General features: G+C 72.1%; 18 protein-coding genes. 4 read left to right on the forward strand and 14 right to left on the reverse strand.

What is annotated here, in order from left to right; all coding sequences use genetic code 11:
• Positions 1–65: 65 nt before the first annotated feature.
• The 10 genes from pheT to infC all read right to left on the reverse strand — a co-directional run bounded on the left by pheT (position 66) and on the right by infC (position 9,380).
• Positions 66–2,591 (reverse strand): phenylalanine--tRNA ligase subunit beta, encoded by a 2,526-nt coding sequence (gene pheT / locus AVP42_RS11560; protein WP_067949191.1) that lies wholly within the window; start codon positions 2,589–2,591, stop codon positions 66–68.
• Between the two features lie 4 nt (positions 2,592–2,595).
• The gene (gene pheS, locus AVP42_RS11565; protein WP_067949193.1) at positions 2,596–3,636 is read right to left on the reverse strand and encodes a phenylalanine--tRNA ligase subunit alpha; all 1,041 of its coding nucleotides are present in this window, start codon (positions 3,634–3,636) and stop codon (positions 2,596–2,598) included.
• 67 nt (positions 3,637–3,703) lie between these two features.
• The gene (locus AVP42_RS11570) at positions 3,704–4,609 is read right to left on the reverse strand and encodes an amino acid ABC transporter permease (RefSeq protein ID WP_067949196.1); all 906 of its coding nucleotides are present in this window, start codon (positions 4,607–4,609) and stop codon (positions 3,704–3,706) included.
• A complete protein-coding gene (locus AVP42_RS11575) occupies positions 4,606–5,253 on the reverse strand; it encodes an amino acid ABC transporter permease (protein WP_067949198.1) in 648 nt (215 codons plus the stop codon). The genes AVP42_RS11570 and AVP42_RS11575 overlap by 4 nt, the downstream gene beginning before the upstream one ends.
• Positions 5,254–5,356: 103 nt before the next feature.
• Positions 5,357–6,223, reverse strand: coding sequence for a glutamate ABC transporter substrate-binding protein (locus AVP42_RS11580; RefSeq protein ID WP_067949290.1), 867 nt, complete (start codon positions 6,221–6,223; stop codon positions 5,357–5,359).
• Between the two features lie 58 nt (positions 6,224–6,281).
• Positions 6,282–7,070 carry an amino acid ABC transporter ATP-binding protein gene (locus AVP42_RS11585; protein WP_067949200.1) on the reverse strand — a complete coding sequence of 263 codons (789 nt, stop codon included), beginning with the start codon at positions 7,068–7,070 and terminating at the stop codon, positions 6,282–6,284.
• A gap of 69 nt (positions 7,071–7,139) precedes the next feature.
• Positions 7,140–7,943 carry an RNA methyltransferase gene (locus AVP42_RS11590; protein ID WP_067949201.1) on the reverse strand — a complete coding sequence of 268 codons (804 nt, stop codon included), beginning with the start codon at positions 7,941–7,943 and terminating at the stop codon, positions 7,140–7,142.
• 150 nt (positions 7,944–8,093) lie between these two features.
• A complete protein-coding gene (gene rplT / locus AVP42_RS11595; RefSeq protein ID WP_067949203.1) occupies positions 8,094–8,480 on the reverse strand; it encodes a 50S ribosomal protein L20 in 387 nt (128 codons plus the stop codon).
• 32 nt (positions 8,481–8,512) lie between these two features.
• Positions 8,513–8,707, reverse strand: coding sequence for a 50S ribosomal protein L35 (rpmI, locus tag AVP42_RS11600; protein ID WP_067949205.1), 195 nt, complete (start codon positions 8,705–8,707; stop codon positions 8,513–8,515).
• 55 nt (positions 8,708–8,762) lie between these two features.
• Entirely contained in the window at positions 8,763–9,380 is a 618-nt protein-coding gene (gene infC, locus AVP42_RS11605; protein ID WP_157356816.1) for a translation initiation factor IF-3, read from the reverse strand.
• Positions 9,381–9,646: 266 nt separating this feature from the next.
• Between infC and AVP42_RS11610 the strand changes: the two genes are divergently transcribed.
• Complete coding sequence (locus AVP42_RS11610; RefSeq protein WP_067949207.1) at positions 9,647–10,039, forward strand: DUF1844 domain-containing protein; 393 nt, start codon at positions 9,647–9,649, stop codon at positions 10,037–10,039.
• Between the two features lie 13 nt (positions 10,040–10,052).
• On the opposite strand, the gene AVP42_RS11615 is transcribed toward AVP42_RS11610, so the two are convergent.
• The 4 genes from AVP42_RS11615 to AVP42_RS11630 all read right to left on the reverse strand — a co-directional run bounded on the left by AVP42_RS11615 (position 10,053) and on the right by AVP42_RS11630 (position 18,607).
• Positions 10,053–10,829, reverse strand: a complete 777-nt coding sequence (locus AVP42_RS11615) for a DNA-formamidopyrimidine glycosylase family protein (RefSeq protein WP_067949209.1) — start codon at positions 10,827–10,829, stop codon at positions 10,053–10,055.
• 1 nt (position 10,830) lies between these two features.
• Entirely contained in the window at positions 10,831–15,480 is a 4,650-nt protein-coding gene (locus tag AVP42_RS11620; protein ID WP_067949211.1) for a DEAD/DEAH box helicase, read from the reverse strand.
• Positions 15,481–15,525: 45 nt separating this feature from the next.
• Positions 15,526–16,980: an aminotransferase class V-fold PLP-dependent enzyme gene (locus tag AVP42_RS11625; protein WP_082847205.1), complete on the reverse strand. Its 1,455-nt coding sequence runs from the start codon at positions 16,978–16,980 to the stop codon at positions 15,526–15,528.
• 82 nt (positions 16,981–17,062) lie between these two features.
• A complete protein-coding gene (locus AVP42_RS11630) occupies positions 17,063–18,607 on the reverse strand; it encodes an alpha/beta hydrolase (RefSeq protein ID WP_067949213.1) in 1,545 nt (514 codons plus the stop codon).
• A gap of 247 nt (positions 18,608–18,854) precedes the next feature.
• Here AVP42_RS11630 and AVP42_RS11635 point away from each other — a divergent pair, with 247 nt between their 5' ends.
• The 3 genes from AVP42_RS11635 to AVP42_RS16725 all read left to right on the forward strand — a co-directional run bounded on the left by AVP42_RS11635 (position 18,855) and on the right by AVP42_RS16725 (position 24,676).
• Positions 18,855–20,723 carry an Hsp70 family protein gene (locus AVP42_RS11635; protein WP_082847206.1) on the forward strand — a complete coding sequence of 623 codons (1,869 nt, stop codon included), beginning with the start codon at positions 18,855–18,857 and terminating at the stop codon, positions 20,721–20,723.
• A gap of 158 nt (positions 20,724–20,881) precedes the next feature.
• The gene (locus tag AVP42_RS11640) at positions 20,882–23,293 is read left to right on the forward strand and encodes a helix-turn-helix transcriptional regulator (RefSeq protein ID WP_197467013.1); all 2,412 of its coding nucleotides are present in this window, start codon (positions 20,882–20,884) and stop codon (positions 23,291–23,293) included.
• A 228-nt stretch (positions 23,294–23,521) separates the two neighbouring features.
• A complete protein-coding gene (locus AVP42_RS16725) occupies positions 23,522–24,676 on the forward strand; it encodes an IniB N-terminal domain-containing protein (RefSeq protein WP_067949218.1) in 1,155 nt (384 codons plus the stop codon).
• Positions 24,677–24,767 lie beyond the last annotated feature (91 nt).

Below are 24,767 nucleotides of genomic sequence, written 5' to 3' on the forward strand. Positions count from 1 at the left end.
TCGACGGCGACGGGGCGCCCGGCGCTACCGCCGTGACGCCCCGTCGCGTGGGTCGTCGGATGCCGCTACTCGCGGATCGCCGCACCCGTGCGCTCGGCGGCGACCGCCGCGCCCGCGAGCTTGGCGTCGCTGGCCTCCGCGGCCGTCAGCGTGCGGTCGACGGCGCGGAAGCGGAGGGCGAAGGTGAGGCTCTTGGCTCCCTCGGGCACCCCGGTGCCGCGGTAGTCGTCGACGAGGCGCAGCTCCTCGAGCAGCTCACCGGCGCCCTCGCGCACGGCGTCGGCCACCGCGGCGGCGGGCACCTCGGCGTCCACCACGAGCGAGAGGTCCTGCGTCGCGGCCGGCAGCGTGCCGATCGTCCGGGCTTCGACGGCCGGGTCGGTGAGCGCGATGATCGCGTCCAGGTCGACCTCGGCGACGGCGACGACGCGCGGAAGGTCGGCCTCGGCGGCGAGCGCCGGGTGCAGCTCACCGGCGTAGCCGACGACCTGCCCGGCCACCCGGACCTCGGCGGTGCGTCCGGGGTGGAGCGCGTGGTGCGCGCCCTGGGCGAACTCGACCCGGGCGCCGGCGGCGTGGGCGACGCGGCGCACCGCGTCGAGCGCGTCGGCGATGCCGGCCGGCTCGGCCGGTCGGCCGGGCTGCTTCGGGGACCGGTCGCCGGTGAGGAGCACGGCGAGGTGCCGCGGCTGCGCCGGGATGCCGGCGTCGAGCCCGCTCAGGACGTCGTCGGCCGGACGCTCCCAGCCGATCGGGAGGTCGGCGACGCCGTACTCGCGATCCTCCTCGGGGAGGAAGACGAGTCCGAGTTCGAACACGTCGAGGTCGGTGAGCCCGCGCGAGAGGTTGCGGCGGGCGACCCCGATGAGGCCGGGCAGCAGCGAGCGGCGCAGGAACGGCGTCGAGGCGTCGAGCGCGTTCGCGAGCTTCATGCTCGCCACGGCCGAGCCGTCCGTCGAGCCGAATTGCGCGTTCTCGGCCTCCGTCACGAAGGGGAAGGCGAGCACCTCGGTCGCTCCCGCGGCGGCGAGGGCGTCCGCGACCGTCCGGCGCACCCGCTGCGACCGCGTGAGGCCGCGCCCGGGCGGGGCGACCGGCAGCACCGACGGGATGCGGTCGTAGCCGAGCAGGCGCGCGACCTCCTCGGCCAGGTCGGCCTTCGCGGTGAGGTCGGGACGCCAGCTCGGCGGTACCACGGCGAAGCCGCCGTCGACGCGGGAGACGCGACCGCCGATCTCGGCGAGGGCGTCGTGCACCTCCGCCTCGGTGTACTCGACGCCGATGAGCCGGGTGACGTAGCCGTCGGGCAGCAGGATCGCCTCGCGCTCGGGTGCCGCGTGGATGAGCGACCCCGCCTCGTCGGCGGTGCCACCGGCGAGGTCGACGAGGAGCTGGGCGACCCGCGCCGCCGCCGCCCCCGCGATCGCCGGGTCGACGCCGCGCTCGAAGCGCTTGGACGCCTCGCTCGGCAGCTTGTGCCGGCGGGCGGTGCGGGCGATGGACACCGGGTCGAAGTTCGCCGCCTCGATGAGGACGTTGCGGGTCTCGTCGCCGATCTCCGTGTCGGCGCCGCCCATGACGCCCGCGAGCCCGATGGCGCCCCGGTCGTCCGTGATGAGCAGGTCCTCGGGGTCGAGCGTGCGGACCTTCCCGTCGAGCGTCTCGAGCGTCTCCCCCGGCTGCGCGCGACGCACGACGATGCCGCCCTGCAGCGCGTCGAGGTCGTAGCCGTGGATGGGCTGGCCGAGCTCGAGCATCACGTAGTTGGTGATGTCGACCGGCAGCGACAGCGAGCGGATGCCGGCGAGCTTGAGCCGCGCCACCATCCATGCCGGCGTCGGTCGGGTCGCGTCGATGCCGCGCACGATGCGCGTCGCGAAGACGCTCGCGCCGACGCGGCCGCGGATGGGCGCGTCGTCGCGGATCTCGACCGGGAACGCGTCGGCCGCGCCATCCGCTGCCGCCACCTGCTCGGCCGGGTCGCGGAAGACCGCACCCGTCGCGTGCGCGTACTCGCGCGCCACGCCGCGGATCGAGAACGCGTAGCCGCGGTCGGGCGTCACGTTGATCTCGACCGCCGCGTCGTCGAGGCCGAGCAGCGCGATGGCGTCGGTGCCGACGGGCGCGTCGATGCCGAGCGTCGACAGGCGCAGGATGCCGTCGTGGTCCTCGCCGAGGCCGAGCTCGCGCGCCGAGGCGATCATGCCGTCCGAGACGTGGCCGTAGGTCTTGCGGGCCGCGATCGGGAAGGGTCCCGGCAGCACGGACCCGGGCAGGGTCACGACGACCTTGTCGCCGACGAAGAAGTTCCGGGCCCCGCAGACGATGCCGTGCACGGCGTCGCCGCCGTCGGCCGCCGGCTCGCCGTCGGGTGCCACGCGCACCTGGCACCACCGGATGGTCTTGCCGTTGGACTGCGGTTCCTCGACGAACTCGAGGACCTCGCCCACCACGATCGGGCCCTGGAGGTCGAACGTGTGCACGTCCTCCTCCTCGAGCCCCACGCGCACGAGCGCCGCGTGCACCTCCTCGAGGGAGGTGCCCGGGGGCAGGTCGACGTACTCGGCGAGCCAGCTGAGCGGCACTCGCATATCTCTAGACCACCATTCCGAACTGCTGCGAGAAGCGGATGTCGCCCTCGGCCATGTCGCGCATGTCCTGGACGCCGTTGCGGAGCATGAGCCCGCGCTCGATGCCCATGCCGAAGGCGAAGCCCGTGTACTCCTCGGGGTCGATGCCGGCCGCGCGGAGCACGTTGGGGTGCACCATGCCGCAGCCGCCCCACTCGATCCAGCGGGCGCCGCCCTTGAAGGTCGGGTGCCAGAAGTCGAGCTCGGCCGACGGCTCGGTGAACGGGAAGAAGCTCGGGCGCAGGCGCACCTTGGCGTCGTCGCCGAAGATCGACTTCACGAAGTGGTCGAGCGTGCCGCGCAGGTGCGCCATCGTGAGGCCCTTGTCGACGGCGAGGCCCTCGAACTGCATGAAGACGGGCAGGTGGGTCGCATCGAACTCGTCGGTGCGGTACACCCGGCCCGGCGCGAGCACGTAGATCGGCACCTCCCGCTCGAGCATCGAGCGCACCTGCACGGGGCTCGTGTGGGTGCGCAGCACGAGGTGCGACTCGGGCGGGTCGACGAAGAAGGTGTCCTGCATCGCGCGCGCCGGGTGGTCGGCGTCGAAGTTCAGCGCGTCGAAGTTGAACCACTCGCTCTCGAGCTCGGGGCCTTCCGCGATCTCCCAGCCCATGCCGGTGAACACGTCGCACACGCGGTCCTGCAGCAGGGTGAGCGGATGGCGCGCACCGGGCGTGAAGCGCGACGGCAGTGCCGTGACGTCGACCGCCTCGGCGGCGAGCTGCGCCTCGGCCTCGGCGGCGACGATCTCGGCCTCGCGAGCGGCGAAGGCCTGGTTGACGCGGCCTCGGGCGGAGCCGACCAGCTTGCCGAGTGCGGCCTTCTGGTCGTTCGGCACGCTGCGCAGCGACGCGTTGAGGCGCGCGAGCGTGGACTTCTCGCCGGTGTGCTCGGCGCGGACGGCCTTCAGCGCGGCGGAATCGCCGGCCGCCGCGATGGCGGCGAGGGCCGCGTCGACGGCCGCGTCGACCGCGGCTTCGGTGATCTGGAGGGGCTCGGACACGAAGAACGAGTCTAGTCGTGGCCCGCCGATGTCGTGTCCCGCCGGAGACGCGCTCGAACGGCGACGCCTACGTGCCCTGCCCGCCCTGCTGGGACTCGGCGACCGCCTTCGCCCGCAGCAGCTCCTGATCCTCCTGGTCGGGGTCCGGCGCGGGACGACCCGTCTTGCTCGCGGTGCGACGCGCGACCCACCGCGCGAACCACGACAGGAGGAGGTTCATCGTGAGGTAGAGCACGAGCGCCACGACGAAGAACGAGAAGAGGTAGTAGTTGCCGTAGAACGTCGCGAGCTGGTTCATGGTCACGCGCAGCAGCTCGACGTACCCCACGATGTAACCGAGCGAGGTGTCCTTCAGGAGCACCACCAGCTGGGCGATGATGATCGGCAGCATCTGCCGGAACGCCTGCGGGAACTCGATCAGCATCTTGGACTGCATCGGCCGCATCCCGAGGCTGAGGCCCGCTTCGCGCTGGCCCCGCGGCAGTGACGCCAGTCCTGCACGGAGCGCCTCGCCGATGAGCGCCCCGTTGTAGAGCGTGAGCGCGGCCACCACCGCCCAGAATGTGCCCGTGTTCAGCACGAGCAGGATGAACAGCATCATGAGCAGCACGGGCATGCCGCGGACGAACTCGAGCACCACCGCGGTGGGAATCCTGATCCATGCGGTCTGCGCGCTGCGAAGCAACGAGAAGACGATCCCGAGGATGATCGCGAGCACCGAGGCGGTCAGTGCAGCGCTCAGCGTGCCCCAGACCCCGACGGTCAGGATGCGCTGCCACACGATCGGCTCGGCGAGCGGCTCCCAGCGCGTCGGGTCGAAGTACCCCGGCAGATTGCCCTTCGGCGCGGCGAGCGTCAGCACGACCCACGCGAGCCCGGCGAGGATCACCGCAGCACCGATGACGGAGCTGATCAGGGACCGACGGCGGGCGACGGGGCCCGGAGCGTCGAAGAGGACGGACGATCCGGTCATCGCTGCACCACCCAACGGCGTTCGAGGCGCGCCGCGAGCAGCCCGAGCGGCACGGTGATGAGCAGGTAGAAGGTCGCGACGCCGAGGAGGATCGGAATCACCGCGTCGCCCCGCGCATTCGCGAGGATGCGGCCGGTGGCGAAGAGGTCGACGACGAAGAAGCCGCCCGCGACCGACGTGTTCTTGGTCAGCGCGATGAAGACGTTGATCAGGGGCGGCACCGTCATCCGGAACGCCTGGGGCAGGACGATGAGGCCGACCGTCTGCGCGAACCCGAACCCGACGCTCCGTGCCGCCTCGGCCTGGCCGACCGGGACGCCGTTGATGCCCGAGCGCAGGGCCTCCGCGATGAAGGGCGACGTGTAGACGGAGAGCCCGATGATCGCCGCCGTCACGTAGTCCAGCCGCGAACCGAGCAGGGGCAGCACGATCGCCGTGAAGAACAGGACGAGGGTGAGCGGGGTGTTGCGCACCAGGTCGGTGTAGCCGGTGGCGAACCAGCGAAGCGACGGAACCGGCGAGATTCGCATCGCCGCGATCACCGTGCCGATGATCAGCGCGGCGATCCCCGAGACGCCGAGGAGCAGCAGCGTCATGCCGAAGCCCCTGAAGTACGCGGGGAGGTTCTCGATGACGGCGTCCACGCTCCTCCTTCTCTCAGTGGACGGGCGCCCGACGGCCGCTCCGGGCGGTCAGGCGGTCGTGGCGGGGTCCGGCTGCACCTGGCGCCGGACCCCGCACGACGGATCAGTACCGGTCGACGGCCGGCGGATCGCGGAACTCGAGGACGGCTCCGGCGGTGGAGTTCCAGGCCTCCTCGTACGTGCCGTCGTCGTACGACTCCTCCAGCACGTCGTTGATGAAGTTGCGGAAGTCGTCATCGCCCTTCTGCAGGCCGATGCCGTACGGCTCCTCCGTGAAGGGGTCGCCGACGACCTTGAACTCGCCCGGGTTCTGGTCGACCAGGCCGGCGAGGATGACGTTGTCGGTCGAGACGGCGACGACCTGACCGCTGCGCAGCGGCTCGAGGCAGTTGCTGTACGTGTCGGTCTCGAACACCTCGGCACCCAGGTCGCGCAGGTTCGCCGCGGGGGTCGATCCGCTCACCGAGCAGACCGGCTGACCCACCAGGTCCTCTTCGCTCTGGATGTCCTCGTTGCTCTCGAGCACGAGGATGGACTGGCCGGCGAGGAAGTACGGGCCGGCGAAGTCGACGACCTGCTTGCGGTCGTCGTTGATCGTGTACGTCGCGATGACGATGTCGACCTCGCCGTTCTCGATGAACGGCTCGCGGTTGGCCGAGACGGTCTCGACCCACTCGATGTTCTCCGGCGAGATTCCGAGCTTGCCCGCGATGATCTTGCCGATCTCGACGTCGAAGCCGACGGGCACGCCGTCGGGGCCGACGAGGCCGAACAGGGGCTGGTCGAACTTGGTGCCGATCGTGATCGAACCCGCGTCGGCGAGCTCGGCCATGGTCGTGCCCTCCTCGAACTCGGGGGCCTCCTCGACCGTCGGCTCCGCCGCGTCGTCTCCGCCGTCGCCGGCGCAGCCGCTGAACAGGAGTGCGCTCGCGGCGGCCGCCGCGACGAGTGCGATTCTGCTGCGTCTCATGTCGTGCCTCATCTCTCGTGGTTCGTTCGGGTTCCCCGCAGCTCGTGGCCGCAGAGGCTCAATGCTCGAGGATCTTCGAGAGGAAGTCCTTCGCGCGATCGGTCTTCGGGTGGTCGAAGAACTCGGCCGGGGTCGCCTCCTCGACGATGCGCCCGTCGGCCATGAACAGGACGCGGTCAGCCGCCTTGCGGGCGAACCCCATCTCGTGGGTGACGACGATCATCGTCATGCCCTGCTCGGCGAGGCCGACCATGACGTCCAAGACCTCGTTGATCATCTCCGGGTCGAGCGCGCTCGTCGGCTCGTCGAGCAGGATCAGCTTGGGGTTCATCGCGAGCGATCGCGCGATGGCGACGCGCTGCTGCTGGCCGCCGGACAGCTGCGCGGGCATCTTCTGCGCCTGGTTCGCGACGCCGACGCGCTCGAGCAGCTCCATCGCCTTCGCCTCCGCTTCCTTGCGGGGGATCCGGCGCACCTTGATCGGTGCGAGCGTGACGTTCTCGAGCACGGTCTTGTGCGCGAAGAGGTTGAAGGACTGGAAGACCATGCCGACGTCGGCGCGGAGCTTCGCGAGGCCGGCGCCCTCCTCGGGCAGCAGGTCGCCGTCGATCGTGATCGTGCCGGAGTCGATGGTCTCGAGCCGGTTGATCGCGCGGCACAGCGTGGACTTGCCGGACCCCGACGGACCGATCACCACCACGACCTCACCGCGATTCACCACGGTGTTGATGTCGTTCAGGACGTGGAGCTCGCCGAAGTGCTTGTCGACATGCTCGATCACCACGAGCGGTTCGCCGCGGCGGACCGAGATGTTCGACGTTCGAGGTGCGGTGTCGGCCGGAGGCATACCCCTCAAACTAGGGCCCGCGGGCATCACGCGGCCACCCGCGCGCCCGCGGGTTTACCGATTCGTGACCTACCGGTCGCGCTGCGCGAACGCGCTCTCGTAGAGGCAGACGGATGCCGCGGTCGCGAGGTTCATCGACTCCGCGTGACCGTAGATCGGAACCGTCACGACGCGGTCGGCGAGCGCGAGCTTGTCGTCGGGCAGCCCCCGGGCCTCGTTGCCGAACAGCCACGCCGTCGGTCGCTCGAGCAGGCCCTCACGGCGGGCCGACAGGAGGTCGTCACCCTTGACGTCGGCCGCCAGGACGGTGAGCCCCGCTTCCCGCGCCCGCGCGAGCACGTCCTCGAGCTCCGCGCCGACCGCCACGGGCAGGTGGAAGATCGACCCCGTCGAGGACCGGACCACCTTGGGGTTGTAGAGGTCGACCGCGCGGCCGGTGAAGACGACGGCGTCGGCGCCCGCGGCATCCGCTGCCCGGACGATCGTGCCGGCGTTGCCGGGGTCGCGGACCTCCTCGAGGATCGCGACGAGCGTCGGCTTCGACGCGAACACGTCCTTCACCGCGGTCGGGAACTGATGGCACACGGCCACGAAGCCCTGCGGCGTGACGGTGTCCGCCATCGCGTTCAGCACCTCTTCGGAGACGTACTCGACGTCGACGCCCGCATCGATGGCGGTGTCGCCGATGTCGCTGTACCGCTCGAGCGCCGTCGGCGTGGCGTAGAGCTCGACCACGAGTTGCGGGCGGAACGTCAGTGCCTCGGCGACCGCCTGCGGCCCCTCGAGGAGGAACATGCCCGTCTCGACGCGTGCGGGCTTCTTCGCGAGCTTCGCGACGGCCCGCACTCGCGGCGACCTGGGGTTCTCGAGCATGCGGCAAGTCTACGGACCGCGGGCCCGGCCGACGGCCGCCCCGCCGAGCGGGGCCGCGTGCGCGAGTCGAGCCCGCGGCATCCGCCCGCAGACGGCGAACGGCCCGGCATCCGCAGGGGATGCCGGGCCGTTGCAACCGGAGGACGAGGCCTAGGCCGCGTTCTTCGGGGCGTTCACGTCGCTCGGGAGGGCCTGCTTGGCGCTCTCGACGAGGGCGGCGAACGTCGCGGGCTCGTTGACCGCGAGGTCGGCGAGGATGCGACGGTCGACCTCGATGCCGGCGAGGCCGAGGCCCTGGATGAGGCGGTTGTAGGTCATGCCGTTCTGGCGCGCAGCGGCGTTGATCCGCTGGATCCAGAGGCGACGGAAGTCGCCCTTCTTCGCACGACGGTCGTTGTACGAGTAGACGAGCGAGTGGGTGACCTGCTCCTTCGCCTTGCGGTAGAGGCGCGACCGCTGACCGCGGTAGCCCTCGGCGCGCTCGAGGATGACCCGACGCTTCTTGTGCGCATTGACTGCGCGCTTCACTCTTGCCATTGCTCTGTTACTTCCTTATCGGGTCTCGTCGCTCAGCGACCGAGCAGCTTCTTGATGACCTTGGTGTCGGGCGCCGAGGCGACCTTGTCCTGGTTCAGACGGCGGGTGCGCACCGAGGACTTGCCCTCGAGGTTGTGACGCATACCGGCCTGCTGCTTCTTGATCTTGCCGCTGCCGGTGACCTTGAAGCGCTTCTTGGACCCGGAGTGGGTCTTCTGCTTCGGCATCTCGTGTTTCTCCTTGGTTCTGCCGCCACTCGGGGATGACGGACGTCGTACTGGCCTAGGCCTCGGTGGCCTCGGCCGACTGCGGCTCGTCGCCCTCGGACTCGGCCGAGGGGCGCTGCTTCGCCGCAGCACGCTGTGCGTTCGCCTCGGCCTTGGCCTCGGACTTGTTCTTCAGGGGAGCGATGACCATCACCATGTTGCGGCCGTCGATCGTGGGGTTGTGCTCGACGGTGCCGTACTCGGCCACGTCTTCCGCGAAGCGCTGCAGGAGGCGGACGCCCATCTCGGGACGCGACTGCTCGCGACCACGGAACAGGATCATGGCCTTCACCTTGTCGCCGGCCTTCAGGAAGCCGACGGCGCGCTTCATCTTGGTCTCGTAGTCGTGCTTGTCGATCTTGAGGCGGAACCGGACCTCCTTGAGGATCGTGTTCGCCTGGTTGCGCCGAGCCTCCTTGGCCTTCTGCGCAGCCTCGTACTTGTACTTGCCGTAGTCCATGATCTTGACGACCGGCGGACGGGAGTTCGGCGCGACCTCGACGAGATCGAGGTCGGCCTCCTGCGCGAGCCGCAGTGCCACCTCGATCTTCACGACGCCGACCTGCTCTCCGCCAGGGCCCACGAGGCGGACCTCGGGGACGCGGATACGGTCATTGGTACGCGGATCGCTGATGCGTGTCTCCTCTACTCGAACTGGTTCCAGCTCATCGGGAGACGGATGCCGCCCGACGACGAGAGCGGAAATCCACGCGATGACTCCCGCGGAATCGAATCCGCGGGCCCATGCGGCACCCTTGCTACTCCCCCGCCGGAGCGGGGAAGCGGAGTGCGAACGACCCGGTAACCTTGATGAAGCGGTATGCGCGGGTGGGAGTCTCTCCACTTTCGTACCGGGGACTGGCCCCGGAGCCCGCAGTAGTCTAGCAGAGGAATCCCCCGGTGAGCGACACTTCGCCCGAGCCCACACGTGCGTCCGAGCACGCCCCCGCCGACGAGCACGTCGAGGCCGTCGCCGACGCGACGCGCGACATCGCCGAGGTGCCCGCGGTCGAGGTCATCACGACCGCGGCGGTGCACCTCATGAGCGCGGCGGCCGTCAAGGTCGGGCTCGCCGACGACCCCGAGTCGCAGACCGACCTCGACGAGGCGCGCAAGCTCATCAACTCGCTCGCGGGGCTCATCACCGCCGGGGCGCCGGAGATCAGCGACATGCACGCTCGGTCGCTGCGCGACGGTCTGCGCTCGCTCCAGCTGGCGTTCCGCGAGGCCTCGACCATCCCCGACCCGATCGGCCAGGGCCCGGGCGAGAAGTGGACCGGCCCGGTCACCTGACCCGCTCAGCCGGTCACGGCTGGCAGTGCGGACACCAGTACGTCTCGCGAAGCTCGACGTCGTTGCGTCCGAAACGGCCGTGCACGATGCGCGTGCCGCACCGCCGGCACGGCTCGCCCTCTCGACCGTAGACCCACAGCCGGCGTCCCGGTCGGGTGTCGCCCGTCGTGGTGCGTTCCAGCCGCTCCCGGTTGGCGAAGATCACCCTGCGCGCGAGGTCGAGCGTCGGTGCGAGGTCGACCTCGCCGATCGGGCGGTCGGGGCGGATGCCGCGGAGGAAGCACACCTCGTTGACGAGCACGTTGCCGAGCCCGGCGAGGTTGCGCTGGTCGGCGAGCGCGACCACGGCGGGCACCTCGGGCGTCGAGGCGAGTCGCCGCGCCGCCTCGGTCGCATCCCAGTCGGCACCCAGCAGGTCCGGCCCGAGGTAGCCCATGCGATCGGCCTCCTCGTCCGCCGGGAACAGCTCGACGAGACCGAGGTCGAAGCCGATGGCGGTGGCCTCGGCGGTCTCGACGATCGCGCGGGCGCGGTGCGCCGGGCGCGGCCACTTCTGCCCGGGGCGGAGCAGTCGCCACTCCCCCTCCATCTTGAGGTGCGTGTGCAGCACGGCGTCGCCGATGCGCATGAGCAGGTGCTTGCCGCGGCTCCCGACGGAGTGCACGACCTCACCCGCGAGGTCGACCGTGGCGAAGGCGGGCACGCGCAGGTCGGTCCGCGTCACCACGCGGCCGGCGAGCGCGTCGTCGAGCCGCTTCGCCGCGCGGAACACGGTGTCGCCCTCGGGCATCTCAACCCCTCGCCTCGAACCGGAGCCCCTGCGGGGTCTCGCGGAACCCGGCCGCGCGCAGCGGCGGGTCGAGCACGGAGCCGTGCACGCCCGCGCCGTTCACCGACTCGACGCGGAACCGGGCGCCACGAGCCCGGCCGAGGGCCTCGGCGAGCGCGGTCGCGCCCGCGCCGAGCGCCTCGGCGTCGTCGGTGAAGACCAGGGCCGTCCGCCCGCCGCGTTCGAGGTAGAACACCGCCTCGCCGTCGACGACCGCGACGAGCGCGCCGCCCTTTCGCGCCGGGCGGTGCGTGATCTCCGTGGTGGGCTCGGGCCAGTCGAGGGCCGCGCCGAACGGGTTGGCCGGATCGGTCGCGGCGAGCACGACCGCACCGCCCGTGGGCGCCTGCCGGAGCCGGTCGACTGCGGCGCTCGTCGCGAACTGGGCGCCGCCCTGCCCGTCGATGAAGTAGCCGCGACGCACTCGCCCCGTCTCCTCGAAGCCCGCGAGTGTGCGGTAGGCGAGCGCGAACCCGCCGAGGTGGTCCTCCGCGACGACCGAGCCGCGGGTCACGACGCCGTACCGCTCGAGCAGCGTCTCGCCGAGCGCGTGCGCGCGCGGCGTGGCGGCGTCGCTGGCCATCGGCAGCACCGACCAGCGGCCCGCGGCGCGGGGCGGCGCCGATCGCGGCGTGCGCGCGCCCTCCGCGGCGGCCGCGGCCGACGCGAGCGCCCTCCGCGAGAGGGAGCGCCCGCGCAGGCGCGCACGCGGCGCCGAGGCCTTGGTCTTGTGCGCTCCGCCGCCGGTGAGCAGGCCGCGGACCGGTGCGAAGGTGTCGTTGGTGACGAGTCCGGCCCACACGAGTCGCCACAGCGCGTCGAGCACCGCCGCGTCGTCGGTGCCGCCGACCGCGTCGACGAGCTGCCGGAAGAAGTACGCCCCGCCCCCGCCGAGCACCGCGAGCAGCTCGGTCTCGATCGCGTCGAGCGGCTGGTCGGCGGGGGCCGGCATGGTGAGCTTGACGGTGTCGGCCAGGTGCAGGCTGACCCATCCGTCGTCGCCGGACAGCGAGCCCTGCCCCACCCAGAGCACCTCGCCGCTCGCCGTGAGTTCGTCGAGCATGTCGGGACGGTAGTCACCCACCCGGGCGGGCAGGACGAACGTCTCCCAGGCGGATGCCGGGATGCGCACGCCCTCGAGCTGCTCGATGACCGCTGCGACGCCGTCGACGCCACGCAGTCGCCCGCCGACGTGCTGCCAGTCGGGCAGGAACCGCGCGAACTCCCGCGGCGCGACGGGCTCGACCTCCTCTCGGAGCGCGGCGAGCGAGCGTCGACGGACTCGTCGGAGCACCTCGGCGTCGCACCACTCGGTGCCGGAGCCGTGGGGCAGGAAGGCGCCCTCGACGATGCGGCGATCGCCGGCGAGGCGCGCGAGCGCGGCCTGCGCGATCGCGACGCCGATGCCGAACCGCTCGGCGACCGCGGCGGTCGTGAACGGCCCGTGCGTGCGCGCGTAGCGGCTGACGAGGTCGCCCAGCGGGTCGGGCACCGCCTCGCCGAACACCTCGGGCAGCCCGGGCGGGATCGGCACGCCGAGGGCGTCGCGGAGCCGGCTGAGGTCCTCGACCGCGACGACCCAGTCGCCGCCGCCGAAGCGGACCCGCGCGGCGCGCCGGGCGGTGACGAGCGCATCGACGGATGCCGCGGCATCCGTCTGCTCGTCGACGCGCTCGGCGATCTCGGCGACGGTGATGGGCCCGAGCTCGCGAAGCAGGTCGGCCACGCCCTCCTCGCCCTTGGCGAGCCGGTCGGGATGCCGCCGCTGCAGCATCCGCTCGGTATCTTCGACCACGGCCGGGTCGAGGAGCTCGCGCAGCTCGACGGTGCCGAGCAGCTCGGCGAGGAGGCCGGGGTCGAGGGACAGCGCCGCGGCGCGCCGCTCGGCGAGCGGCGCGTCGCCCTCGTACATGAATGCGCCCACGTAGCCGAAGAGGAGGCTCGCGGCGAACGGGCTCGCGGTCTCGGTGGCGACGTCGACGAAGCGGATGCGGCGCGCCCGGATGCGCTCGGCGATGGCCGTGAGCGCGGGCAGGTCGTAGACGTCCTGCAGGCACTCCCGCACCGCCTCGAGGACGATCGGGAAGTCGGGGAAGTCGCGCGCGACCTCGAGCAGCTGCGACGCCTTCTGCCGCTGCTGCCAGAGCGGCGACCGCTTGCCGGGGTTCTGCCGGGGCAGCAGGAGCGCCCGGGCCGCGCACTCGCGGAACCGCGACGCGAACAGCGCGGAGTCGCCCACCCGTTCGGTCGCCAGTTGCGCGAGCTCGGCCGGCTCGAACTCGAACAGCTCGCTGCCCGGGGGCTCGTCGGCCGTGTCGGGCAGGCGGAGCACGATGCCGTCATCGCTCGCGACGGCGTGCGACTCGAGGCCGAACCGCTCCTGCACCCGCGCATCCACCGCGAGCGCCCACGGGGCGTGCACGCGCATGCCATAGGGCGAATGCAGGACGATGCGCCAGTCGCCGAGCTCGTCGCGGAAGCGCTCGACGACGAGGCTCTGATCGTCGGGCACGACCCGCGTCGCCTCTCGCTGATCGGCGATGAAGCGGACGAGGTTGGCGCCCGCCCGCTCGTCGAGACCCGCGGCGGCGCACCGCTCGAGCGCCGCGGACGCGTCGGCGCCGGCGAGTTCGCCGATGAACCCGCCGATCGCCTCGCCGAGCTCGGCGGGACGGCCGATGCCGTCGCCCTTCCAGAACGGCAGGCGGCCCGGTTCGCCGAACGCGGGCGAGACGAGCACGCGGTCGTGCGTGATCTCCTGGATGCGCCAGCTCGTGGCGCCGAGCGCGAACACGTCGCCCACGCGCGACTCGTAGACCATCTCCTCGTCGAGCTCGCCAACCCGGCGCCCCGGACCGGCGTCGCCGATCATGAAGACGCCGAACAGCCCGCGATCGGGGATGGTGCCGCCCGAGGTGACGGCCAGACGTTGCGCGCCACGGCGGCCCGTGATGGTACCCGCGTCGCGATCCCAGACGATGCGCGGCCGCAATTCGCCGAACCGGTCGGACGGGTACCGGCCGGCCAGCAGGTCGAGCGTCGCGTCGAACACGGAACGCGGGAGGGCGTGGAACGGCGCCGCGCGTCGGACCACGTCGAACCAGTGCTCGACCTCCCACTCGTCGACGGCCACCGCGGCGACGGTCTGCTGGGCGAGCACGTCGAGCGGGTTCGCCGGGATGCGGAGCGGTTCGATGCCGCCCGCGACCATGCGCTCGGCGACGACGGCGGAGTGCAGGAGGTCGGCCCGGTGCTTGGGGAACATGAGTCCCTTGGAGACCTCGCCCACCTGGTGGCCGGCTCGGCCGATCCGCTGCAGGCCGCTCGCGACCGACGGCGGCGACTCGACCTGCATCACCAGGTCGACCGCGCCCATGTCGATCCCGAGTTCGAGGCTCGACGTGGCCACCACGCACTTCAGGCGACCGCCCTTGAGATCCGCCTCGACGAGCGCGCGCTCCTCCTTGCTGACCGAGCCGTGGTGCGAACGGGCGATGACCGGTTCGGCGCCGGCTGTGAGCCCGGATGAGCCCACGAGCTCGGCCGGCGGGCGCCGCGGCGTCGCCGCGGCCGGGCCGGGCGACGCGGCCGCGCCGGTCGAGGCCACGGCGACGGATGCCACTGGGACCTCGGCACCGACGAGCCCGTCGCCGGCCGCCCCGTCGTCGCCCTCGCCCTCGGGCGGCGCCGTGCGCTCGGCCCAGAGTTCGTTGAGCCGGGCCGTCAGCCGCTCCGCGAGTCGGCGGGAGTTCGCGAACACGATGGTCGAGCGATGCGCGAGCACCTCGTCGAGGATCGCCTCCTCGACGTGCGGCCACACCGAGCCGCCCTGGTCGCCGGAGAGGTCGGCGAGGTCGTCGACGGGCACGGTCACGCGCAGGTCGAACCGCTTGCCCGACGGCGGCGCGACGATCGACACGGGCCTGGTGCCCGAGAGGAAGCGCGCCACCTCGTCGTGCGGCCGGACCGTCGCCGACAGGCCGATGCGCTGCACCGGCCTGGCGAGCAGCTCGTCGAGGCGCTCGAGCGACAGGGCGAGGTGGGCGCCGCGCTTGCTGCCGGCGAGCGCGTGGATCTCGTCGATGATGACCGTATCGACGCCGGCGAGCGTCTCGCGCGCCTGCGAGGTGAGCATCAGGAACAACGACTCGGGCGTCGTGATGAGGATGTCGGGCGGACGCTTCACGAGGGCCCGCCGATCGGCCGGCGAGGTGTCGCCCGACCGGACCCCCACGGTCACCTCGGGCACGTCGACGCCCATCGCGGCGGCGGTGCGCGCGATGCCGACGAGCGGGGCGCGCAGGTTGCGCTCGACGTCGACGCCGAGGGCCTTGAGCGGCGACACGTAGACGACGCGCGTGGCGCGGGGCGCGGCATCCGTCACCTCGCCGGTCGCCGCGTCGACCGCCGGCAGCGGGGCGTGGTGGAGTCGGTCGATGGCCGAGAGGAACGCCGCGAGCGTCTTGCCCGACCCGGTGGGCGCCACGACGAGCGCGTGCTCGCCGCGGGCGATCGCCCGCCACGCCGCATCCTGCACGGCCGTGGGCTCGCGGAACGACTCGGTGAACCACGCCCGCGTCGCAGGCGCGAACTCGTCGAGTGCGCCGGTCATCCCACCATTCAAGCGGATGCCACCGACACCGTCGCCGGGTTGCGCTCAGCCCGACGCGCGCACCTCGGCGAGCGCGCGCTCCACGGCCGCGACCGTGCGGCGCGCCTGCGCGGCATCCGTGCCCCAGTTGCTGACCGAGAAGCGGACCACAGCACGGTCGTGCCACCGGGAGGTCATCGCGAGGACCTCGCCGTCCAGGAGCAGTCGCGCGCTGAGCGCCTGCGTCGCCGCGTCGTCCTCGAGGGCGATGCAGACCTGGGTGAACGCCACCTCGTTCAGCACCGAGACGCCCGGGAGCCGCGCGACGCCCTCGGCGATGATCCGGGCGGAGCCGGCCAGTCGGTCGATGAGGTCGGCGACGCCCTCGCGACCGAGGTGGCGCAGCACCGCCCACGTCGGAACGCCGCGCGCCCGCCGCGACAGTTCCGCGACCTTCTCGTGCGGGTCGGCGCCCTCGGTCGTGGCCTGCAGGTAGCTCGCGTGCATGGTCAGCGCGTGCCGCATCGCGGCGCCGTCTCGCACCATCGCGATGCCGCAGTCGTACGGGACGTTGAGCGTCTTGTGCGCGTCGGTCGACCACGAGTCGGCGTCGGCGAGCCCCTCGGTAAGCGGGCGCAGCCGGGGGGATGCCGCAGCCCAGAGGCCGAACGCCCCGTCGACGTGCACCCACGCGCCCGCCTCGTGGGCGACGCGGCACGCCTCGGCGAACGGGTCGAACGCGCCGGAGTGGATGTTGCCCGCCTGGAGGCACACGATCGCCGGTCCCTCCCCCGAGGCGAGCACCTCGCGGAGCGCGTCCGGCCGGATGCGACCCTGCTCGTCGGCGGCCGCCTCGATCGGCGAGCCGAGACCGAGGTACCGGCCCGCGAGGTCGATCGTGCCGTGGCGTTCGGCGCCGACCACGAAGCGGACGCGCGGACCTCCCGCGAGCCCGTCGCGCGCGACGTCCCAACCGGCGCGCCGGAGCACCTCGTCGCGCGCCGCGGCGAGGCACGCGAACTGCGCCGTGGTCGCACCCGTCGCGAAGCCGACCTCGCTCTCCGCGGGGAGGCCGAGCAGCTCGAGGACCCAGGCCGCGGCGATCTCCTCGACGGCGGCGGTGCCGGGCGTGACGTTGCGGAGGCCGTTGTTCTGGTCCCAGGTCGAGACGAGCCAGTCCGCCGCGAGCGCCACGGGCTGCGTGCCGCCGATGACCCACCCGAAGAATCGCGGCGAGCCCATCGCCATGAGGCCCGGCTCGATCCGATCGGCGAGGCGTTCGATGACCTCCGCGGCCGGTTCCCCGTGCTCGGGGAGGTCGCGTCCGAGGGCGTCGCCGATCTCGTCGACCGTCGCCCGCGGAGGGATCGGCCGCTCGGCGAGCCCGTCGAGCCAGTCGGCCGCGCGTCGGTGCGCGCGGGCGAGGAGCGCCTCGTCGTACGGCCGGTGCGCCGCTCCGCCCGCTCCGTCGGACGGCGTCGTCCGGGCAGTCGCGGAGGTCTCGTCGAGTCGATCGGGCATGGTCCACCTGGATTCCGCGCATACCGCGCACCCCGATCATGCTCCCGGTCGCCGCGCGAGTCAACGCCGGTCCGGGCCGGGCTCAGGCCGCGGGGCAGGTGACGTCGGCAGGCGGGACGACGCCGTCGACGAGGTACTGTTCGACCGCGGCATCCACGCACGTGTCGCCCTTGTTGAACGCCGTGTGCCCCTCGCCGGTTCGCGTGACCAGGACGCCGCTCTCGAGCTGCGACGCCACGGCGACCGCCCAGGCGTGCGGGGTGGACGGGTCGCCGGTCGTGCCGAGGACGAGGATCGGCGCGGCGCCCGGTGCGGCGATCGCGACGCGTTCGAGGTCGGACTGGAACGGCCAGGACAGGCACGAGACGTCGCCGAACGCGAAGTACACGCCCAGGTGCGGCGCCGACTTGCTGAGCTGTCGCGCCTCCTCCTTCATCACCTCGACGTTGTTCTGGGCGGTGTGGTCCAGGCAGTTCACGGCGCGGATGGCCTCGGGGAGGTTGCCGGAGTAGTCGCCGTCCGGGTTCCGGCCGTAGTACCCGTCGACGACGGAGAGCGCGACCTCCGCCTGCCCTGCGACGACCGTCGTGAAGACCGTGTCGAGCACCGGCCAGGTCTCCTTCAGGTACAGCGGTGCGGCGATCGCGATGAGCAGCGAGTCGACGCTGAGTACGCGCCCGTCGGTGGACGGGATCGGGTTCCTCGCGACCGCGTCGAGGATCTCGCGGACGACCTGCAGCGCGTCGTCGGCGGTGCCCTGGAACGGGCAGGAGGCGGCCGGGATGCACGCCGCGAGGTACGAGCGCAGCGCCGTCTCGAAGCCGACGGCCTGGGCGAGCGTGATCGCGGCCCGAGTGAGCGAGGGGTCGATCGGGCCGTCGAGTACGAGGCGGCCCACCTTCTCGGGGAACAGGCCGGCGTACACGGTGCCGAGGTACGCCCCGTACGAGTAGCCCAGGTAGGCGAGCTGCTCCTCCCCGAGCGCGGCGCGAAGCATGTCGAGGTCTCGTGCGGAGCTCGCGGTGTCGACGTTCGCGAGGAGGTCGCCGGTGTTGCGCAGGCACGCCTGGCCGAAGCGGTGGGTGAGTTCGTTCTGCGAGGTGAGCCAGTCGTTGGTGCCGCGGACGCCGCGAGCCGGCGCGTAGAGGAGCTGGTCGAGTTCCTTCGGCGCAAGGCAGTCCACCGCCGTGGACCGGCCGACCCCGCGCGGGTCGAACCCGACGATGTCGTAGCGGTCCTGCAGCGCATCGGTGACGGCCACGTCGAGCGAGGTCGCGACCGCGTCGTACCCCGAGACGCCGGGGCCGCCGGGGTTCATCAGCAGTGACCCGATGCGCTCCCCGCGCGCGGGCTGGCGGATGAGCGCGAGCTCGATCTCGCCCGCGGTGGGCGCGTCCCAGTCCAGGGGCGCGACGGCCGTGGCGCACTGGAAGTCGCCGCAGTCCTCCCACCGCAGCACCTGGCCGTAGAAGGGCTCGAGCGCGGCATCCACCTTCTCGCCGGTCGGCGTGGACTCGTCGACGACCGGGAAGAACGTCGACAGCCCGCAGCCCGTGCCGCTCATGGCGATGCCGACGGATGCCGCTGCGGCGACCGCGAGCACGACCCCCCTCGGTGCCCGACCCATGGCGGCCAGTATCCACGGAATCCCCCGATCCGCCCACCCCCGTACTGGGGTGATCCGCGCCACGACCCGGTGTCCCCCGGACGGATCCGCGGTCTGACGCGGATCCGGCCGGTGAACGACGCGAATGTCCCCCGAATCGGGGCCTGTACCCCTGTTGCCGCGGTTCGGGTCGAGGAGGACAATCGACCCGTCGCGGCACGGACTCGTACGGCTCCACGCCGGTGTCGCGCAGGGGGGGTAAGAGTCCTTGAACTCGTACGCGCTCGGAATCGACATCGGAACGACCTACACCGCCGCCGGCATCACCCGGCGGGGAACCGGCGGTGCGCTCGTCGGCACGGCGCTCGAGCTCGGCAGCCGGAAGGCCGCCATGCCGACCGTCGCGTACCTCGCGCAGGACGGCGCCGTGGTCGTCGGCGAGCCTGCCGAGCGGCGCGCCATCGATGCGCCCGACCGGGTCGTGCGCGGCTTCAAACGCCGCATCGGCGACGAGACGCCCTTGATCGTCGGGGACCTCGCCGTCGCACCCGAGGAACTCTTCGCGCTGCTGGCCGGATGGGTGGTCGAGCGCGCCGAGGAGCAGGAGGGCGAGCCGCCCACCTCCATCACGATCTCGCACCCGGCGGCATGGGGCGCGCACCGCATCGAGTCGATCCGCGGCGCGCTCGAGGCCGCGGGCCTCGGCCACGCCGACCTGGTGAGCGAGCCGGAGGCCGCCGGACTCAAGTACCTCTCCGAGCACCACCTGGACGACGGCCGCGTGATCGCCGTCTACGACCTCGGCGGCGGGACGTTCGACGTCGCGCTCCTGCGACGCAGCGGGGAGGACGGGCTCGAACTCGTCGGCGCCCCCCGAGGCATCGACCGGCTCGGCGGAACGGACTTCGACCAGCTCGTGTTCGACCACGTCCGGACGTCGGCAGAGGATGCGTTCGGCGACCTCGAGGAGGATTCGGCCGAAGCAGCGGTCGCCCTGGCGCGCGTGCGCCGGGAGTGCACCGAGGCGAAGGAGGCGCTCTCGTTCGACGCGGAGACGTCCGTGCCGGTGGCGCTTCCCAGCGGGCACGCCCGCGTACGGCTCGTCCGGAGCGAGTTCGAGCAGATGATCGAGCCGGACCTGCGGCGGACGGTCGAGACGCTCCGCGAGACGATCGACGCAGCCGGGCTCGAGCTCGACGACCTCGACGCCGTCCTGCTCATCGGCGGGTCGTCCCGCATCCCGGCCGTGACCCAGCTCATCTCGTCCGAACTCGGCCTGCCGGTCGCCATCGACGCCGATCCGAAGGCGTCCATCAGCCACGGCGCCGCAATCGCGGCGGCGCGACACCTCGAGTCCGCGCCTGACGACGGGGCGACCTCTGCCACGCCCGAGCCCGTCGGGGACGAGGTCCCCGCAGACCCGGCCGAGGACCGACGGCGAGCGCTCCCCGCTTGGTTGCGGAGGACGCCGGACACTCCTGGGCTCTCCATGGGGCTCCGCACCACGCTGCTGGCGGGTGCGGCCGCGGCACTGCTCGGCATCCTCGTCCCGATCACGCCGCTCGGTGCGGGCGGGGAGCAGGGCGAGGCCGCCGACGGCGCGGCCGAACTCGAGGCCTCCGGTACCTACGCCGCGGGGCGATACGTGGCGGGCGACGGCGCGACGGGGCAGGCCGGATCGACCGCCCGGCCCCCCGCGGACGACCCGTTCACCCGGGCCGACGAGTCGGAGCTCGAGCAGTCGACCGGCCCGCTGAAGCCGGGCAAGTCGTCGACCGGCGGATCCGAGGCGCCATCCGGATCGACCGGAACCAAGGCGACGCCTGGCGGCGACACGACCGCTTCGGGATCATCGCCGGGTGGCTCGTCGTCCCCGCCGACGACCGGCTCCGACTCGTCGCCGTCCCCCACGACGGATCCCTCGCCGACGCCGGATCCCCAACCATCGCCCGATCCCGCACCCGTACCGGAACCCGACCCCGCACCGGACCCGTCGCCCGAACCCGACCCCGCACCGGACCCGTCGCCCGAACCCGACCCCGTGCCGGACCCGTCACCCGAGCCGAGCCCCGAGCCCGCGCCCGAACCAGAACCGACCGTGACGTCCGAGCCCACGGAGCCTCCGGCGACCCCATGAGTCCTACCGCGCACCGTTCCCACGATCCCCACCCGTCGCGCATCATCGGTTGGTCCGATGGCGACGCGCTGGTCCGGCGCATCCTGCACGGCTCCGGGCGCGTGCTGGCGGGGATCAGCGGGCCCGGGGGCTCCGGCAAGTCCACCCTCCTTGAACGGATGTCGGAGGAGCTGCTTTCCGGCGGGGCGAGGGTGGTGCGCGATGCCGATGTCCCGTCGCAGTCCGGCGGCGATGCGTCCCGTCCCGTCGTCGTGCTCGTCGACGACGCTGAACAACTGTCGCCGCGCGAGGTCATGACGATCGAGCGGATCATCGCCGACGATCTCGCGCACCTCGTCGTGGCGTTCCGCCCGTCGCCCGGGGCTCCGGCCGTGGAGGCCCTCGACGGCGCCGGGCGTCGGCACACGACCGTTACGCTGCATCCGCTGTCGGACGCCGGAGTGAGCGCACGCGCGGGCGAGGTGCTCGGCGTCGTGCCGGACGACGACCTCGCCTCCTGCATCGTCGAGTCGACCGGCGGCAACCCGCGACTCGTGGACCTCGCCCTGTACGCCCTTCGCGACGACGACTGGGACCTCGACGCCGACCGACTTCCCTCGACCATGCTCACGCGCATCACCGACGAGCTCGACGCCTTGGACCGGCGGACCCGTCAGTTCGCGCTCGCCCTCGCGGTCGGGTTCTCGGCATCCGGACCGGCACTCGCGACGGCACCGCGCTTCGCGGACACGGACACCCTCTCGCTCATGCAGGCCATCCGCGCCGCAGGCTTGGCGCACCCCGACGGGCGACTCGCGGCCGTCGTCCGTACGGCCGTGGTCCGTGCCGCGATGCCCGACGAGGCGTGGTCCCTGCGTCGAGAACTCGTCGACGCCCTCGAGTCGGCGGGGATGCCCCTCGACGAACCGGCGATGTCGCTGGCCGAACAGGGGTTCCGCGATCCTCGGATCGCATCGGCGCTGGAACGCGCCGGTGACGAGCTGCTCGCGGTCGACGCGACCCGCGCTGTCCTGCGCTACCGCGCGGCGGTCGACGCGGGAGCCGACCGCGTCGCCCTGGAGGCCCGTCGCGCCCACGCCGCGTGGGCAGCAGGAGACGTCCGCGACGCCGAGCGACTCGTCGACCGATTCCTCGCCCGTCCTGACGCTGCCGACGTCTGCCGCGGCGTAGCGGTGGCCGCCGCCGTCTGGGCCCGACAGGGCCTCCTCCGCCGCAGCGCCGACGCGTACGAGCGCCTCGCCGGCGAGGAGTGCGCCCTGGCGCCGCTCGCGGTGTTCGCCCTCGCCGCGACCGGCGAGCCCGCCCGCGCGAGGGCGCTCCGGGCGGACGGGCGGCGCATCGCGTACCCGACGTCATCGCACATGGCGGTCGACCTCATGGCGGACGGCTTCCTCCAGATGCTCGACGGCGACGCCGACCGAGCTCTCGGAACCCTGCTCACGGCGTCGAGCGTCATGTCGGAGGCCGGCGCAGCGATCCCGCTGCCGGAGGTCCCAGCGGTGCTCGCCGCGCAGGTCGCGCTCTCCACCGGCGAGCTCCGCATCGCCGACGAGGTGCTCTCATCGGCGATCGCCGCGGGCCAGGGCGGTCCGGCCTTCTCAGCGCGCCTCCAGCTCATGCGTTCCCTCGTCGCACTCCGCGCCGATCGACCGCTCCACGCGCGCGAGCACCTCGCCGCCGCGAGGGCGGATGCCACCACGCGCCCGACGGGGCTCCGCGACGAGTTGCTCGCCAGCGCCGTCCGGGTGGGCCTCGCACGGCACCAAGGCGACATCCCGGACCTGGTGCGCGCCTGGGAGGCCGCGCGCCACGCCATCGCCGGCATGCAGCCGGATGTCATGACCCTGCCGGCACTCGCCGAACTCGTCGTCGCGGCGGCCCGCCTGGGCGAGCCCCACCTGGTCGCCCCGCATCTCGCCGCGGCCTGGGAACTGCTCGACCGCATCGGCGACGCCGCACCGCTCACGACCGGCCTGCACTGGACGGAGATCGAGTCGGGCCTGCTGCGGAACGATCCCGCCGCGGTGCGACGCCACGCCGATGCGCTCGAGGCACGGGTCGGAGACCGCACGGCGCAGCGCCTCGGGCATGCCGCACGCGTGTGGGCTGCGGCACTGGCCGGCCAGGTGGTCGTCGAGACCGTCGAACGTGCGGCGCGGATTCTCGAGGCCGCCGGCTATCCGTGGGATGCCTCGCGCATGGCCGGCCACGCCGCGGGTCGCGCGGCCGAACACCAGGATTCGCTCCGTCTCCTCGCCCTCGCGCGGAGCCTGCACCCCGATGAGGTGAAGTCGGCCGGGCTGGCATCGTCAGTCGATCGCATCGATGCGGAGGCCGGTGCGGCGCCGTTCGTCTCGCGTGACGACAGCCGCCTGAGCGCCCGCGAGAGCGAGGTCGCGCGACTCGTCCTGGAGGGCAAGACCTACGCGGAGATCGGCCAGGCCATCTTCATCTCGCCGCGCACTGCCGAGCACCACATCGCCCGCATCCGGCGACGCCTCGGCGCCACCAACCGCTCGGACCTCATCGCGAAACTCCGGGCGGCCCTCGAGAGCGACGACTCCCGGTGAATCCCCGCCGGTCGGACGGGTGCCGCGGGCCCGGCCCGGGCTCCCCGGGCGCAACCTTCCACGAATCCCCTAACGCCCCCCGGCCCCATCCCCTAATCCCCCATCGGACCGACCGGAAGAGCGGGGATCTCCCCCGATGCCCGCGGACTGCACCGCGACCAAGCTTATTGGCGGGGGGCCGACGCGGATGTCGGTCATCGCCATCTCAACGTATGGAGGAGATCGATCATGTCGAACATCACGACCGCGCTGCTGGACTTCCTGATGGGCCTGCTGCGCGACCCGGAGGCCGCATCGGAGTTCCGGGCCGACCCGGACAGCGCGCTGACCAACGCCGGCCTGAACGGCATCTGCGCGGCTGACGTCGACGCAGTCCTGCCCGTCGCGCTCGACTTCTCGCCGGTCGGCAACCGGGAGTACAACACCGGCGGCAACAGCATCGACAGCGGCGCCTCCGGCGGAGCCTGGGGCGGCGGCGGCGGCTGGGGCGGCGGAAGCGGCGGCGGCGGCGGAAGCTGGGGCGGCGGAAGCGGCGGCGGTGGCCACCACGGCGGCGGCGGCCACCACCACGGCGGCGGCGACGACTACTACTCGGCCGTCCAGAAGATCATGAGCGTCGTGAACAACTACTCCTACATCGACGACCGCGACGTGATCAACGACCAGTCGGTGAACACCAACGTGTGGGCGAACGACAGCCTGGTCGCCGTCGAGAACAACGTGGAGAACAACTCGACCACCGCTTCCGGTGACGGCGCCATCGCCGCCAGCGGCAACGCCGTCGTCGACGCGTACAACACCGACATCGACGTCGACATCGAGGACTCCTTCAACGAGGAGACCGAGATCGAGATCGAGGACTCGTTCAACGACAACTCCGACAACTCGGTCGACAACTCGACGACCAACATCGCGGTGGACTCGTTCAACACCGAGAACGAGCTCGACGTCGAGATCGAGGACTCCTTCAACACCGACAACTCGGTCGACAACTCGGTCGAGATCGAGGACTCCTTCCAGGACAACTCGACGGACATCGATGTGGACATCGAGGACTCCTTCAACGAGGACAACTCGGTCGACAACTCGATCGACAACTCGGTCGAGGTCGACATCGAGGACTCGTTCAACGACAACGAGATCGGCAACACGGACAACTCGGTCGAGGTCGAGGACTCGTTCAACGACAACGAGATCGGCAACACCGACAACTCGGTCGAGGTCGAGGTCGAGGACTCGTTCAACGACAACGAGATCGGCAACACCGACAACTCGACCGAGGTCGAGGTCGAGGTCGAGGACTCGTTCAACGACAACAACCTCGAGGTCGGCCCCGGCGACCTGACCGATGTCGACGTCAATGTCGAGGACGTCGCTCTGTGACGAATATCTGAACCGGTGATTCGGTCCGGCGCGAGTACCTTCGCGCCGGGCCGAATTCCCCGTCAGCCAGCTGAACCAACGATCGTCGAAC

The sequence above is a fragment of the Agromyces sp. NDB4Y10 genome (genome assembly GCF_001620055.1).
Taxonomy (GTDB): domain Bacteria; phylum Actinomycetota; class Actinomycetes; order Actinomycetales; family Microbacteriaceae; genus Agromyces; species Agromyces indicus.

Coding starts and splice junctions, on each gene's coding strand:
- pheT (WP_067949191.1), bottom strand. CDS start 2,591: ATGCGAGTGCCGCTCAGCTGGCTCGCCGAGTACGTCGACCTGCCCCCG.
- AVP42_RS11570 (WP_067949196.1), bottom strand. CDS start 4,609: ATGACCGGATCGTCCGTCCTCTTCGACGCTCCGGGCCCCGTCGCCCGC.
- AVP42_RS11580 (WP_067949290.1), bottom strand. CDS start 6,223: ATGAGACGCAGCAGAATCGCACTCGTCGCGGCGGCCGCCGCGAGCGCA.
- AVP42_RS11585 (WP_067949200.1), bottom strand. CDS start 7,070: ATGCCTCCGGCCGACACCGCACCTCGAACGTCGAACATCTCGGTCCGC.
- AVP42_RS11590 (WP_067949201.1), bottom strand. CDS start 7,943: ATGCTCGAGAACCCCAGGTCGCCGCGAGTGCGGGCCGTCGCGAAGCTC.
- rplT (WP_067949203.1), bottom strand. CDS start 8,480: ATGGCAAGAGTGAAGCGCGCAGTCAATGCGCACAAGAAGCGTCGGGTC.
- rpmI (WP_067949205.1), bottom strand. CDS start 8,707: ATGCCGAAGCAGAAGACCCACTCCGGGTCCAAGAAGCGCTTCAAGGTC.
- AVP42_RS11615 (WP_067949209.1), bottom strand. CDS start 10,829: ATGCCCGAGGGCGACACCGTGTTCCGCGCGGCGAAGCGGCTCGACGAC.
- AVP42_RS11620 (WP_067949211.1), bottom strand. CDS start 15,480: ATGACCGGCGCACTCGACGAGTTCGCGCCTGCGACGCGGGCGTGGTTC.
- AVP42_RS11625 (WP_082847205.1), bottom strand. CDS start 16,980: ATGCCCGATCGACTCGACGAGACCTCCGCGACTGCCCGGACGACGCCG.
- AVP42_RS11630 (WP_067949213.1), bottom strand. CDS start 18,607: ATGGGTCGGGCACCGAGGGGGGTCGTGCTCGCGGTCGCCGCAGCGGCA.
- AVP42_RS11640 (WP_197467013.1), top strand. CDS start 20,882: ATGTCGGAGGAGCTGCTTTCCGGCGGGGCGAGGGTGGTGCGCGATGCC.
- AVP42_RS16725 (WP_067949218.1), top strand. CDS start 23,522: ATGTCGAACATCACGACCGCGCTGCTGGACTTCCTGATGGGCCTGCTG.